Source organism: Marinicellulosiphila megalodicopiae (genome assembly GCF_045862395.1).
Classification (GTDB): domain Bacteria; phylum Pseudomonadota; class Gammaproteobacteria; order Pseudomonadales; family Natronospirillaceae; genus Marinicellulosiphila; species Marinicellulosiphila megalodicopiae.
Genome location: NZ_AP023087.1, coordinates 1,537,295 through 1,553,102, shown reverse-complemented (window position 1 = coordinate 1,553,102; position 15,808 = coordinate 1,537,295). Strand labels below are relative to the sequence as shown.

Genomic DNA, 15,808 nt, shown 5'->3' with positions numbered 1-15,808 from the left:
TAATTTTTGGAACATGTAGATGCATCTACTAGCAGCAAGTCCCGGCGGTTTCACCGACGAAGAAGGCATCATCGACTTAGACCAATCACCTGCAGACGTGGTGATATTAAGTGCGGCTGACAGTCAATTATCTTTATTAAGTGCAGGCATAAATTCGTTTAAACCTAATTTCAGTTTACGCCTTGCCAATTGGATGAACCTCACCAAACCTGCCGCGTTTGATTTGTACGAACACAAAGTATTAGACCAATCTAAAGTCGTCATTATTTCTTTATTAGGTGGCGTAAATTATTTCACTTATGGTATCGAACGTTTACAAAATTGGGCACTATCCCTTCAACACAAAAACAAAAATCGTACGTTAATCATAATTGCAGGCGACGACCAAGACGACCCTGCCCTGTTTGAATTAAACGGACAACACAAAAGCGCCGCTTATTTAATTTGGCGTTACATTCGTGAAGGTGGCGTGGACAACATTCATAATTGTTATACATTCATCGAACAATATTGTGTCAACAACCAAAGCTTTGAATTGTGTTCAACGCCTCAGGCCAAACAGACACCCAATGCATTTATATACAACAAACAATTAATACAAACACATGTTAAACATTGGCAAGCACAAATAAATAAGCAAGCACCCACAGCTATTTTTATTTTTTATAAAAGCCATGTATTAAATGCACACACAAAAATGTTTGATGCCTTTATAGAAACGGCTAATAATACAAATTTAAATATTCTGCCAATTGCCATTACATCCTTAAAAGATAATTTTTCGTTATTATTAATTAATGAATTAATTGAACAGACAAACGCAAAAATTGTATTAAACGCTACAGGGTTTTGCAGTCATATTGAAAATAATGAATCGTTATTTGTAAACAATTTACCTGTCTTACAACTAATATTATCAAGCTCAGACTCACAAACGTGGAAAGACTCTAACATAGGGTTATTTGGTCGCGACTTAGCCATGCAAGTGGTGCTCCCTGAAATGGACGGGCGCATTATTACCCGCAGTTTAAGCTTCAAAGAAAACAATCATTTTGATGAAACTACCCAATTAAATATTGTGCATTATCAATTACATCAAGAGCGCGCCACGTTTATTATTGAACTGGCAAAAAAATGGATTGAGTTAGGTGACACTCAAAACCAAGATAAAAAACTTGCCATTATTCTTGCCAACTACCCAACCAAAGACGGCCGAATCGGCAATGGCGTTGGACTAGACACACCCAATTCTGTTATCGAATTTTTAAACGCATTAGAGCAAAACAAATACGACATCAACAATATTCCAAACGATGGCGACGGCTTAATAAAAGCGTTATTAGAAGTGGTCACCAACAATCCAAATTCCCTGCATTATTTACCCTGCTGGCAATCAATGGAGTTAGACAGCTACAAACACTACTTCAAACAATTACCACAAAAAAATCAAGACGCGATTATACAGCGCTGGGGCGAGCCTGAAACGGATCCTAAATGCCGAGACAATCGCATTATGATTTCGGGCATTCGTTTGGGTAAACAGTTTATTGGTATTCAACCTGCTCGTGGGTTCAACGAAGACTTATCGGCTAATTATCACGACCCTGATTTAGTGCCACCGCATAATTATTTGGCATTTTATTTTTGGTTACGATTTATTTATGACGTGCACGCGTTTGTGCATGTGGGCAAACACGGTAATTTAGAATGGCTACCGGGCAAAGGCACCGCATTGTCTGACGAATGTTATCCCGATTTAATATTAGGCCCTATGCCTAATTTTTATCCGTTTATTGTTAATGATCCCGGCGAAGGATCTCAAGCCAAACGCCGCACGCAAGCAGTTATTATCGATCATTTAATGCCGCCCATGACTCGAGCAGAAAGCTATGGAGAATTGGCGCAGTTAGAATCATTAGTGGATGAATATTATCAAGCCATGGGGCTAGATCCACGCCGTGAAAATTGGCTAAAAGAAGAAATTTTAAAACTGGCAAAAAGCACAAATTTATTAGATGAAGTATCTTTAAGCGGAGACAATGACACTGACGAACAAGAATGCCTAGAAGCCCTTGACAGTTATTTATGTGAAATCAAAGATTCACAAATTCGTTATGGCCTGCATATTTTAGGCAAACTGCCCAACCAAGACAAAATCGCTCATACCATGGTCGCGTTGTTACGCTTACCTCACGGTACGCAAATTCATACTCAAGGTATTTTAAATAACTTGAGTAAAGATTTAGACTTAATAGTAGATGGCGAAGTGTTTAATCCGTTAGACGCAGACACCCAAATTTGGCAATCTAAACGACCTGATATTCTAGCCAACATAAGCGATCAAACTTGGTTTCATCAGCAACATACTAAAGACAGGTTAGAAGCGTTAGCATTACAATGGATGCAGGATTTTGTTTTAAACATTAATCAACAAAACAATGATTTAAATTCAATTAAACAAGACTTCCCTAATACTTTTGAGACACTTTTGTTTGCTAAAAACCAACTTCTACAATGGTTAAAGCAATCAGAGACTCAAGAGATTCAAGCGTTAATTTCAGGATTAAATAATCAATGGGTGCCGCCAGGACCAAGTGGCGCGCCTACAAGAGGCCGATTAGATTGCCTACCCACAGGACGAAACTTTTACTCTATAGATAATCGAAACATCCCTACTCCTGCCGCTTGGCAATTAGGTAAACTGTCTGCTCAAGCATTAATTGATCGACACTTACAAGAAGAAGGCGACTACCCAAATCAAATTGGTATTTCTGTTTGGGGTACGTCTACCATGCGTACTGGCGGTGACGATATTGCCCAAGCGTTTGCATTAATGGGCATCGAGCCAATTTGGTCCGAGCACGCTAACCGTGTGATCGATTTTAATATCATTCCTTGTATGTTACTTAATCGACCAAGAGTCGACGTTACCTTAAGAGTGTCTGGTTTTTTTAGAGATGCATTTTTGGGTGTGATGAAATTATTTGATGCCGCGGTCATTGCGTTAACCCAATATGAAGAACCCGATCAATCCAATACCATTAAAGCCAACATCAAAAAGCGCGAACAAGAATTACTGCAAGAAGGGTATTCAAAAATTGAAGCCAAACAACAAGCCAGCTTTCGAGTATTTGGTAGCAAACCCGGCAGTTATGGCGCTGGCCTACAAGGCTTAATCGACGAACGTTGTTGGGAGCAGTCATCTGATTTGGCCACCGCTTATGTCAATTGGGGTGGCTTTGCTTATAGTAATCATTTTAATGAAGGCGTTGAGGCTAAAGATGCCTTCGTACATCGCTTAAGTAAATTAGAGGCAGTCGTCCAAAATCAAGACAACCGTGAACACGATATTTTAGACTCTGATGATTATTATCAATTTCAAGGTGGCATGGCAAACGCGGTTACTACATTAAGTGGCAAACAACCTCAGGTGTATCATGGCGATCATTCTAATCCTGCTAAACCAAAAATAAACACGTTAAAAGAAGAGTTAAACAAAGTTTTACGTTCGCGTGTATTAAATCCAAAATGGATTGAAGCGATGCAAACTCACGGATACAAAGGCGCATTTGAAATGGCCGCCACCGTGGATTATTTATTTGCATTTGATGCCACCACCGATTTTATTGATGACTATCAATATAAAAAAGTCGCGGACAGTTTAATTTTTGACGAACAAAACCAAGCCTTTATGCAAGACAGTAACATAAACGCATTAGAAGAAATGAGCGAGAGAATGCTTGAAGCAATTCAACGTGGCATGTGGCAAGACAGTCAAGAATACGAACAAAAATTACAAGAATTATTAGCAGACATTGATCAGAAAAAAGAAGGGTTCAGCAATGAATAACACCGCAAAAAAAAGCAATCAAAAAGCCACATTAATGGTGCAAGGTGCAACCTCTGATGCGGGTAAAAGTATTTTGGTGACTGCCCTTTGCCGAATTTTAAGAAACAACAATTTTAATGTCGCGCCTTTTAAGCCTCAAAACATGGCGTTAAACAGCGCAGTGACGGCTCAAGGTGGGGAAATAGGACGCGCACAAGCCGTACAAGCTCAAGCCTGTAAATTAGAACCCAGCACGTTAATGAATCCTATTTTATTAAAACCAAACAGCCAGACAGGCTCGCAGGTGATCGTACACGGTAAATCCATTGGTAACATGGACGCGAAGGTGTATCACGGATACAAACCCAATTTATTAAATGAAGTCATCGACAGTCACAAACAATTAAACGATTTGCACGACATTGTTATTGTTGAAGGCGCAGGAAGTCCTGCTGAAATTAATTTACGTGAACATGATCTGGCTAACATGGGTTTTGCAGAAGCCATTGATTGTCCGGTAATTATAGTGGCAGACATTCACCGTGGTGGCGTGTTTGCACATTTATACGGCACCTACGCATTATTGTCTGACTCAGAAAAAAGTCGAATCAAAGGGTTTGTGATCAATCAATTTCGCGGTGACGTGTCGTTATTACAATCGGGACTCGATTGGTTAACACAAAAAACAAGCGTACCTGTATTAGCAGTGATTCCATTTATTGAAAACTTACACATCGAAGCAGAAGACTCGATGCAGTTAGGTAATTTAAATTCTAACAACAACTCCAAAAACAATTCAAAAGATGCATTAAATGTATGTGTCATCGCATTACCTAAAATCAGTAACTTCACAGATTTTGATGCACTGTCTGTGCACCCTCAAATTAATTTAAGTTTATGTAAAACTCCAGAGCAATGCATTAATGCCGATGTCATTATTGTGCCGGGCAGTAAATCTGTGATTGCCGATTTAACTTGGTTAACATCAAATGGCTGGGACAAAAAAATAAACCAACATTTACGCTATGGCGGAAAAGTGATGGGGATTTGTGGTGGCTTACAAATGCTAGGCAACCAAATTTTAGACCCTAAGCATATTGAGTCTGAAGTAGCACAAAAAGACGGCCTAAATTTACTAGATATTCAAACCACATTAACCGATCAAAAAACACTTACCCAAGTGAATGCAACCTGCGTGTTAAATGACGAAAGTTTTGATGTCACCGGCTATGAGATTCATGCAGGCATCAGTGAAGGCAAAGCATTTGATCAACCGTTTTGTTTAATTAATAGCATTAAAGAAGGTGCTATCAGTACAGACAAACAAATCATTGCTACTTATTTACACGGCATATTTGACTCTAAACAATTTATGCCAGCATTTTTAAAATGGGCAGACTTCAGCTCAAACACAAACATAGAAAGTGCAGTAAATTTTGATTATCAAGCATTCAAAGAACAACAAATCGAATACTTAAGCCAAGAAGTTGAAAAAGTATTTGATGTCCATTTAATAAAACAATGCCTAGGAATAAACCCATGATTATTTATATTGTATTAGCTTTATTGTTTGATCGATTATTTGGTGAGCCTAAAAAATATCATCCTCTTGTTGGGTTTGGCAATTTAGCAAATTGGGCTGAACAAAAATTCAATATTAAACACGCCCATCATTTTAAGCTTAGAATATTAGGTGTTTTTTCACATTTATTAATCACCTTACCCGTAGCCGTTTTAATTTATGTCACGCTCATGTTTATTCAAAATCAAATTGCATTAATCATCATTGCGAGTTTAATTTTATATTTATGCATTGGTTGGACAAGTTTAATTCAACACGCCAAAAACATTATCACCCCATTACAAAACAGCGACATTGAACAAGCAAGAATTGAATTAGGTAAAATAGTCAGCCGTGACACCCAAGAGTTAGATGCAAAAAGTATAAGCAAAGCCACCATAGAATCCATATTAGAAAACGGAGCAGACGCTGTGTTTTCAGCTATTTTTTGGTTTATTGCGTTTGGTTTTATTTTCTCAATAGAAGCGGCCTGCGCCATGACCGTGTTTTACAGAATGGTCAACACACTCGATGCCATGTGGGGATACAAAACCAATCAGTTTTTATACTTTGGCTGGTTTGCCGCAAGACTGGATGACGTTTTAAATTTTGTACCTGCCAGAATCAGCGCATTAAGTTATGCATTAATGGGCAACTACAGCGACGCAATTGTTTACTGGAAACAACAGGGCAACAATTGGAAAAGCCCAAATGCAGGTCCGGTAATGGCAGCAGGCGCGGGTGCATTAAACGTCTCATTAGGTGGCGGTGCTTTGTATCATGGCCAATGGCAAGACCGAGACGTATTAGGCCCAAAAGAAACCACAGTCACCAAAGCCACTCCTAAAAAAATAATCGACGCTTGTGGGTTATTAAACAGAAGTGTGTATTTATGGGTGGCATTAGTTTTGATCGTTGACTTATTTGGGAAACAATTTTGAAATACAACACACCCAAAACGTTAAATCACGGTGGCAACTTAATACAATCAAGCACGCTATATAATATTCCAATCGATCAATGGACAGACTTATCCACAGGCATCAGTCCGTTTATATACCCGGTGCCTATAGTGCCGCAATCAATCTACGCAAGACTGCCATATGAGTGTCCTAAATTCACACAGGCAGTCAAACAATATTACAAAGTGGATCACTTTTTAGCTGTACCCGGCAGTCAAACCGCCATCGAACAATTGCCCGTATTACTCAAACAAATAAGTACTGTGGATAACGTACTCATTCCATTTGCCGGTTATCAAGAACACCGCTTTCATTTTGCTAAACAACAATTTCAAACAGACATGTATTCAAGCTTTAATGTGGATAAAGCCTTTGACGAAATAAAAAACGCATTAAATAAACAACCTAGCCACGTATTAATTATTCAACCGAATAATCCAACGGGCATAGTGTTTAGTTTTGAACAGATCGAAACCATTTTAAAACAAATACACAACGATGCTTTTTTAGTTATCGACGAAGCGTTTATTGATTCAAGTTCACGCCCTAGTATTTTAGAAAAACTCAATCAACACAAAAACTTAATTGTATTACGCTCAGTGGGTAAATTCTTTGGTTTGGCAGGATTGCGCTTAGGTTTTGTATTCGCTCAACCATCTATATTGACCCTATTAAACGAACAGATTGGTAAATGGACCGTTAGTAGCCCCACTCAATTCATCGCCACACAAGCGCTGTTAGACACCGAGTTTCACAAGCAAACCCTGCATAACATTTTACAAAAAAATAAAGACACACAAGCCGAGTTTAAAAACATTCAAGCAGTTGCTTCGCAGGTATTTGTTAGTGAGTTGTTTATTAGTTATTTATTGGATCGTGTTCAGGCGGAAGATATTTTTGAGGATTATGCTAAACGTGGGGTTTTGTTGCGGTTGATTGAGGTGGATGATTCAAGTAGTTTGATTCGAGTAGGTCTAGGTTAGAACATAGCTTTAGCTAAACAATGTAGGTCATGAGCTTGCTCTGACAAAACTAAAAAGCTAGCAGCTAAATACTAGCTTTTGAGTTTCTATATTTTATAACTTTCAACATCCTACCAAGGCAACACTTCACCATTTGAATGCCAAAAAGTACCAGTATTATCTAGGCTTAAACCATCAATTCTTTCGTTAATACTTTGAGCCGCTTCATCGGGTGTTAAATTACCCACTCCACCGATCATATCCGTGCCCACTAAACCAGGGTGAATAATAGCAACCGCAACATTATTGTCTTTTAAATCGACACTCATAGATTTAGCGCCAATATTTAATGCCACTTTACTCATACGATACCCGTAACGACCACCCGAAGTATTGTCGGTAATTGAACCCATACGGCTGGTTATAAATACTACCTTGCTTAGAGTTTGCTGATCCATTAATGAATCTAACAGCGATTCAGTGACTAATAACGGCGCTAGACTATTGGTTTGAAATTGATCGTTTATGCTTTGAACATTTAACACACCTAATGTTTCGTCACGTAAAATACCGGCATTATAAGGATACCCAGAAGTGACACCCACTTTTGTACCCAGAAGTGACACCCACTTTTGAGAATACCCAGAAGTGAAATACCCAGAAGTGAAAATACCCAGAAGTGACACCCACTTTTGGAAGAATACCCAGAAGTGATACCCAGAAGTGAGATACCCAGAAGTGACATCCACTTTTGTACAATTCATTACAATTATAAGGGTGCAAAACTGCCTAATTCATCTATCTTTTAATAAACCACTCAATTAGATGACGATGATTATGGCTATTAAACGCTCCGCACAGATTGATCTCACTTTAACCACAAAATTCCATTGTTGTACACGCGCAGTCAGAAAAGCCTTCATCCTTGATGATCATTCAAAAGATGATCCAGACAAAATTGATCGTAGACAATGGATTGAGGATCGTATTCTTTTTTTAACCACTGTGTTTGCCATTGATGTTTGTGCTTATGCCGTGATGAGCAACCATTATCATGTTATTTTGGATGTGTACAAAAGCAATTCAGATGAATGGACACCATTGGAGGTAATTACCCGTTGGCACAAGATTTACAAGGGCACTGAATTATCTAGATCATATGTAAAAGGCAAAAATTTAAGTGAAATTGAATCTGATTTAGTTTTAGAATTTGCTGAAAACTGCCGTAAAAAACTACATGATATCAGTTGGTTTATGCGTAATATTAACGAACCTTTGGCGCGTATTGCTAACAAGGAAGATGATTGCAAAGGTCGTTTTTGGGAGTCTCGCTTTAAGTCACAGGCATTATTAGATGAACAAGCATTATTAACTTGCATGGCTTACGTAGACTTAAACCCTATTCGTGCAAACATGAGCAAAACCATTCAAAAATCAGAATGCACTTCAATTAAAAAACGCTATGAAAAAGCAAAACAAGCCAACAATATTAATCACGTTAATCAGCAACCTAAAGAGTTATCAAAATTAACGGGAAACTATTCTACAACCAAGAAAAATGATATTTCGATTAAAGTCAGCGCTTATATTGAGTTAGTGGAATGGACAGGAAAACAATTACGAGACAATAAGGCGTCGATCAACAAAAATACGCCCTCATTATTAACTGAGTTGAATATTGACCCTGATGAGTTTTTATATAGTGCGCAAAATTATGGTAAACAATTTCATCGCATGGTTGGATCAATTAAAAGTATTTACAATGCGATGAAACATTGTGATATTAATAAAACAGCAGGCATGAAAAAAGCGAAGTCGTTATTTGGATAATCAACGAGTTAAGGGAAAATTAAGAGAAAGTTACTCACTTATATTTTCGAACAACTTACAAGTTCACATGGTGCCTAATGCATCCTTTTGCCAACTTTGACTGTTTAACCATAATAATTACAAACTTTGTGTACGATCGAATTTATTAGAAGAATCATAAAATTCAATCGCACTGCAAATGTAAAATCAAAGTGAGATCATTCCACTTTTTTAACAGCCTGCATATTATCATTTAAAATTTTAACTTCTCGTTGAGGGAACGGCATTTCAATCCCGTTTTCTTTTAATGTTTCCAAGATAATTAACATCAAATCACCACCTACTCGATTTTTCCCATCATCTATGCCTGCCATCCAAAATTCAACAAACATATTTACGCCTGAATCACCAAAACTGTCAATTTCACAATCGGGTAATTCCTCAAATGGCGTGCCTGGCTCAGCAATGACTTGCGGGTGTTTTGCGACTGCAACTTTTATAAATTCAACCATCTCACGAACATTGGTTACATAGGGCACTGTAAAATCCACTCGATAACGCTGCTTTGGATCTTTATGTGTCCAGTTAATCAATAATGACGAAATAAATTTTTCATTTGGGACAAGAATATCTTTACCATCGTAAGTTTCTAAAACGGCATAACGCATGCAAAACTCGCGTACGAACCCTTTGCGCCCATCATCTAATTCAACAAAATCCCCTACCGTTAATGATCGATCAAGTAAAATGATAATTCCTGAAATAAAATTAGAAGCGATGGACTGCAACCCTAATCCCAATCCCACCCCTACTGCCCCACCAAATACTGCTAAAGTGGTTAAATTCACCCCCATCACGTTCAATAATAAAATGGCAATAACACAGAATAACCCGACAGCATAAAGTTTTGAGAACACTTCTTTGGTGCGAACATCCAAAGAGTTTTGTTTACGTATCACTTCTTGGCCGTAACTATTTGACACCCTTCCTAGCCAAAATAAAAATCCACCGAAAATAAATACTCTAACCACGCCATAAGCAGATAATTCAAAATTACCTATCGATAGCGATATGGTTTCCAGTATTGAAACTACAGGACCTAAAAAACCCAAAAAATGTAGGACTAAAATGATTAAACCAACCAAACGAAATAAAAATGCGACACCTTTAGTAGGCACAAACACTTTCACCATTGAATTGTAAAACAATAATACCGCTATTATTAAAGCAGCGTTAATAATCCAAACGGGATAATGTAAGTTTTGCATCACTTCCATCATAATTCGCAGCAACAAAATAGTCAGAATAGGAAAAAAAGCCCCACCTATTCGGTAGATTAATTTAAGTAATATATGTGCTCCTATAATCGGCTCATCTCTGGTTATTTTCAGTCTTTTGCGAATGTGTTTTGAACACAAATAAGCGATCAGATACACAGCGAGCATCGCGACTAATTGAAAATAAGTAGTGGATTGAGACATATGTTGAGCAACGCTTTGTATTATTTGCGCGAAGTACTCATTTAGAAATTCAAAATTCATGTATTTTTCCTATAAAAAACAGTCAAAGTGCTTACTTAATCCCATACAGACTATAATAAAACCTCCGATGAAATCTACATAAAAATCCTGCCTATCCCGCTATAAGCGACGTGCTTTAAAACAAGTCAAGCTGGTCGCATGAATCTATTTACAATCCACATTTCGATTAATTGATAGATTTTGTACAAACTTTCTAACTAAATCTTCAGTTGCAGCATTACCAATCGTTTCTACGAAGTAATTTGAGTCTATTTTTACCAACCCCAAAAATATGACTTATTAATTTCTGGATACACTGTAAAGATAACTAGAAGTGACACCGATAGCTAGAAGTGACACCCACTTTTAGATATTAACTAGGATAGCTAGAAGTGAAGCTAGAAGTGACACCCACTTTTAGATATTAACTAGGATAGCTAGAAGTGAAGCTAGAAGTGACACCCACTTTTAGATAACTAGAAGTGACATCCACTTTCAGGTATTAAGGTCAGATCCAAATTCGGTTTTAATCGATCCCTGCTTTGTTGTAAAGGCAAGTCATCATCCATTTCTTAGCCTAGGGTCAGATCCAAAAATTATCATTAAATCAATATAGCCTTCCCTAATTCCCCGCCAACCGTTAAAATCGCGCATTTTTAAACCATACATTTATTCTGGAGCCTTGCCTTGGAAGTTAATCCGATTCGCGAACAAATTAAAGACCAACAAACCCGTACTGATACTCTCAGGGGGTATCTTTGACTTTGATGTCAAAAAAGAACGTTTAACCGAAGTTGAATTAGAACTAGGTGGCTCTGCCATTTGGGACGATCCTGAAAAAGCTCAGGCCTTAGGCCAAGAGCGCTCTTCTTTAGAAATGGTTGTGAAAACCATTGAAGAAATGGATCAAGCGCTGTCTGATGCTGAAGAATTACTAGACATGGCCGTAGAAGAAGAAGACATCGACAGTGTAGATGAAGTCAAATCTGAGCTAAGTAAAACAGAAGCATTGCTTGCTAAGCTTGAGTTTCGCCGTATGTTCTCAAACCCTATGGACCCCAACAATGCGTATTTGGATATTCAATCGGGCTCAGGCGGAACTGAAGCACAAGACTGGGCCGAAATGGTACTGCGTATGTTTTTACGATTTGGCGAGCAAAAAGGCTTTAAAGTCAAACTAACAGAATGTTCAGCCGGTGATGTTGCAGGGGTAAAATCAGCTACGATACACTTTGAAGGCGAGTACGCTTATGGTTGGTTGCGCACCGAAACAGGCGTGCATCGTTTGGTTCGTAAATCGCCGTTTGATTCTAACTCCAAACGTCACACTTCGTTTTGTTCGGTGTTTGTTTCCCCTGAAATTGATGATGATATTGAAATCGACATTAACCCTGCGGATTTACGCATTGATGTATACCGTGCATCAGGCGCCGGTGGTCAGCACGTTAACACCACCGAATCTGCGGTACGTATTACTCACGTACCAACAGGTGTAGTTACTCAGTGTCAGGACGAGCGCTCTCAGCATAAAAACAAAGACCAAGCCATGAAACAAATTCGTGCAAAATTATATGAGCGTGAATTACAAATTCGAAATGCTGAAAGCCAAGCGTTAGAAGACAGCAAATCCGACATTGGTTGGGGCAGCCAAATTCGCTCGTATGTGCTTGACTCTTCACGCATAAAAGACTTGAGAACAGGCGTTGAAAGCTCTAGCACACAGAACGTATTAGACGGCGGATTGGACAAGTTTATTGAAGCGTCCCTTAAAAAAGGGCTTTGAGTTAACATAGATTGCAGCTAAATGGTAATTTTACTTGTACATTTAGCTACAATCAGTAAAATGCGCTGTTTATTAATTTAAGCTGCGCAAACAGCATTGAGGAGAACACCAACATGGCACGAGTTACTGTTGAAGACTGTTTAGAAAACGTTGATAACCGCTTTGAATTAATCATGGTTGCATCAAAACGTGCGCGCCAAATTGCTACAGGTGGCCACGAGCCAATGGTTCCTGAAGAAAACGACAAACCGACTGTTATCGCTTTACGTGAAATTGCAGAAGGCAAAGTTGGACCAAGCATACTAAAAAGAATTGAATCGTAAATTTTTAAATTAACGAGTATCAAATAAAAAAAGCCAGTGAATACTGGCTTTTTTTTGAACAACTCAAAGTAAAAAACAACTGCCACCCTCCTGATTTCCATTAAATCACACGATCACTAATCAAAACATCATAGCCACCATTGATGACAACAAATAACCAATCAAATCATTAAGCATCAACTGCTTAACCTAAATTAAAATTTATTTACAATTTATTACATACACCCTTCTCTAATAACAGTTTTCTGACTTTTTTAGATATTCACACCTTAGATTTCTAGGCGCCATATTCATTTGCGTTAACACTTTTTTACCCTTTTTAATCCGATTAATTCCTATACTTACTAAAGCTAAAAACGATTTATTAATACACATTAATAAAAGCCTAAATTTTTATGACCTAGCTTTACATGGTCATAGATAAATACTTCAACATTCATTTTTAAAAAAGAGATTTCAATGAGCAATATGTTGAATCACAAACAACATGACAACACTCAATTTTTGAGTCAACTGCCTGTGCACTTACAAAAAATACAGACAATCTGGAATAAACTAGTAAACGTTGGCTGGGTTGAATCCACTTTCAATAATCTTGATAAAACCCTTCTTAAGCTAATTAGTATCAGCGAGCAGCAACAATATTTTGATTTATATTACCAAACAGTGGACATCCATCGCCTATTTTCAGATATTTTAAATGAAAAACGTTCACCAGATATTAATGAGTTTAAAAAAATCCAAAAAAAAATAGATACCCTTTGCGGCTCAAAAACCATTGAATCCATTACCAGTGAAAAAAGCCAACCAAAACAAATAAAATTTCACGTTGCTCTATTAATTAAATCTAAAAATAAAGAAAAGATTGATCATATTTTTACCGAAAAACCCAACGCTAACATTTCTGTGTTTCATACCTTTGAACTTTTACAAAAACAACTTGAACAACAATCCTTTGATGCCGTACTTGTTTATTTAGATGAAAGTATTCCTAATCAAGATTCATTCATTTACATTAAAGACATTCATTTAAAATGCAAAAACGTTATTGCCGTAAGCCCAAGAACTGATGCACATATTCGTTTAAATGCCATTCGTTTTAAATGTACCGACTTTTTACAAGTCCCAATTTTGGAGAGTCAATTCAATGCATTAATTGATCCTTCGCAAAATGAGTCGCCCACAATTAATGTTGTTGGGTTATTTATTCACGCGAAACAAACCGATGCGTTATGTTCAATTATGCAACAGCGCAAAATCAATCTACATTGTGCAATGACCCCCTTAGAGTTAGTTTATGACTGCATCGAGCAAAAAGCACAGATCGTTTTATTATTTGATATTGAACAAAGAATCACCATTGAATTAGTTGAACTGTTACAAAGCCACCCACAAACCTGTTTATTACCAATATTTTATGCATCAACCAAACCTAATAACACCATTGGTGAAAAGTTAATAAAATATGCGGTTCACAATATGACAGACTGCGCAAAACGTTTTGATCAGTTAACCAATAGAATTTATATACTAGGTAAGCATCAAATTCATTTAACTCAACATTTAGCACAACCGTTAGCACAACATTTAACATCCATGTACAACATTGATATTAACGAAGAAAAATTTCCAAAAATTCTCAGCACAGAATCGTTTTTAAATGAGTATCAATATATATTCAATCATTTAAAAATAGACCAAAAATCAGCCTCACATTTTTGTTTTAATATTAAAATTTCTTATTTATCAAATGGTAATCCTATTGATCATTTAGGGTTCAGCCAAAAACAAAAACTTGCAAACATCACTAAAAAAACTTTAGAAGCATTATTATTAAACAATGATATTGTTTGCCAAAATGGAATATTTGATTATTTATTAATTAAAGAAATTATTGATGAACATCATGCCATTGAAGAGTTAACAGTACTTGCAGACACACTTTCAAATTTACATTTTTTTGCCAAACCTTATGATTTAAAACTTATATTCCAATGCGTTGGATCAGAAATAAACGATACTCATAATTTAGATACCATAATTGATTTCACCGATTCAGTACTTAGACAAATACCAAGTAATTCACAATCGATAAAAATCATGCGTATCTCAAATTCAATCAATACCTCTAGTCTTACTTTATTAAACGAAACAAACAATGCGATCCAGACAGAAAACATTTTACCAGACCATCATAGCAACACAGAAAATTCAAATTTAGAAGGACAAAAAGTAATTTCCACACAGCAAGATCCAACAAAAGCAGATATTGTCTCAGCATTTAAAAACGATGGTATTTTTATGAAATATCAGCCAATTGTAGATGTTCAGAAAAATCTCGCAGTGTTTGAAGCCTATGCGCGATTATGTGACAACCATAACCTTTGCTTTGATCCTGGTTTGTTTTTCCCTATTATCATCCAACAGGATTTAGCCCATGAGTTTAATCGTAAAATCATTCAAAAAGCACTAGCAGAATTAAGCTCCCATAATAAAATATCTCAAGAAGCGGATTTAATTTTAAAATTACTACCATCAAACAATACTGAAGAAGACAATTTAAATAAAATATTACCCTGGTTTAGCAATCAATTAACCAGTCATCGATTAATGGGAAAAAATAGAATCATATTTGAATTAACCGAACCTTGGGTAATCAAACATTTTGAACAAGCACGAATTTTTACAGAAAAAGTCAAACAACTTAATTGCTCAATTTGTATTGATCATAGTGATTTAAATGAAACCACAGTAAAAATCACTAATATTTTACAACCGTCGTATATAAAAATTGAACCCACAATCAAACCACAATTAGTGAATGCACAAACCCAATTACAACAATCGGTGATTCAACATTTAATAGAAAATAACATTCATATCGTAGCAAGTTGCGTAGAAACCGCCGATGAGTTTTCAAGTTTATGGGACAGTGGCATTCGATACTTTCAAGGATACTATGTCCAACAACCCATGGATCAGCCTGACTTTTTAAAGAATAATTAATAAATGACAGATACAAAAAAAGGGCGAAAGCCCTTATTTGTTTAATACTTAAT

General features: G+C 36.9%; 10 protein-coding genes. 8 read left to right on the top strand and 2 right to left on the bottom strand.

The genetic code is table 11. From position 1 onward, the window contains the following. Nucleotides 1-19: 19 nt before the first annotated feature. The 4 genes from cobN to TYM08_RS06485 are packed head-to-tail and all read left to right on the top strand — an operon-like array spanning nt 20 to nt 7,335. Nucleotides 20-3,850 (top strand): cobaltochelatase subunit CobN, encoded by a 3,831-nt coding sequence (cobN, locus tag TYM08_RS06500; protein WP_422382157.1) that lies wholly within the window; start codon nt 20-22, stop codon nt 3,848-3,850. After that, complete coding sequence (locus TYM08_RS06495) at nt 3,843-5,372, top strand: cobyric acid synthase (RefSeq protein WP_422382156.1); 1,530 nt, start codon at nt 3,843-3,845, stop codon at nt 5,370-5,372. Before cobN ends, TYM08_RS06495 begins: the two co-directional genes overlap by 8 nt. Next, nucleotides 5,369-6,331, top strand: coding sequence for an adenosylcobinamide-phosphate synthase CbiB (gene cbiB / locus TYM08_RS06490; RefSeq protein WP_422382155.1), 963 nt, complete (start codon nt 5,369-5,371; stop codon nt 6,329-6,331). Before TYM08_RS06495 ends, cbiB begins: the two co-directional genes overlap by 4 nt. Beyond that, nucleotides 6,328-7,335: an aminotransferase class I/II-fold pyridoxal phosphate-dependent enzyme gene (locus TYM08_RS06485; RefSeq protein ID WP_422382154.1), complete on the top strand. Its 1,008-nt coding sequence runs from the start codon at nt 6,328-6,330 to the stop codon at nt 7,333-7,335. The genes cbiB and TYM08_RS06485 overlap by 4 nt, the downstream gene beginning before the upstream one ends. A gap of 110 nt (nt 7,336-7,445) precedes the next feature. On the opposite strand, the gene TYM08_RS06480 is transcribed toward TYM08_RS06485, so the two are convergent. Next, nucleotides 7,446-8,078 (bottom strand): SDR family NAD(P)-dependent oxidoreductase, encoded by a 633-nt coding sequence (locus tag TYM08_RS06480; RefSeq protein ID WP_422382153.1) that lies wholly within the window; start codon nt 8,076-8,078, stop codon nt 7,446-7,448. A gap of 73 nt (nt 8,079-8,151) precedes the next feature. On the opposite strand from TYM08_RS06480, the gene TYM08_RS06475 reads away from it, so the two are divergent. After that, entirely contained in the window at nt 8,152-9,144 is a 993-nt protein-coding gene (locus tag TYM08_RS06475) for a hypothetical protein (RefSeq protein WP_422382152.1), read from the top strand. Between the two features lie 197 nt (nt 9,145-9,341). Here TYM08_RS06475 and TYM08_RS06470 read toward each other — a convergent pair whose 3' ends face one another. Further along, entirely contained in the window at nt 9,342-10,664 is a 1,323-nt protein-coding gene (locus TYM08_RS06470) for a mechanosensitive ion channel family protein (protein ID WP_422382151.1), read from the bottom strand. A 666-nt stretch (nt 10,665-11,330) separates the two neighbouring features. Here TYM08_RS06470 and prfB point away from each other — a divergent pair. From prfB to TYM08_RS06455, 3 genes are all read left to right on the top strand, one after another. Beyond that, nucleotides 11,331-12,426, top strand: a protein-coding gene (gene prfB / locus TYM08_RS06465) for a peptide chain release factor 2 (RefSeq protein WP_422382150.1) whose coding sequence is annotated in 2 segments (ribosomal slippage) — nt 11,331-11,402 and nt 11,404-12,426 — 1,095 coding nt in all. Because the reading frame shifts where the segments join, the coding sequence is not laid out codon by codon here. 113 nt (nt 12,427-12,539) lie between these two features. After that, nucleotides 12,540-12,749, top strand: coding sequence for a DNA-directed RNA polymerase subunit omega (gene rpoZ, locus TYM08_RS06460; protein WP_422382149.1), 210 nt, complete (start codon nt 12,540-12,542; stop codon nt 12,747-12,749). A 459-nt stretch (nt 12,750-13,208) separates the two neighbouring features. Beyond that, on the top strand, nt 13,209-15,755 hold the full coding sequence (locus tag TYM08_RS06455; protein WP_422382148.1) for an EAL domain-containing protein: 2,547 nt from the start codon (nt 13,209-13,211) through the stop codon (nt 15,753-15,755). Nucleotides 15,756-15,808 lie beyond the last annotated feature (53 nt).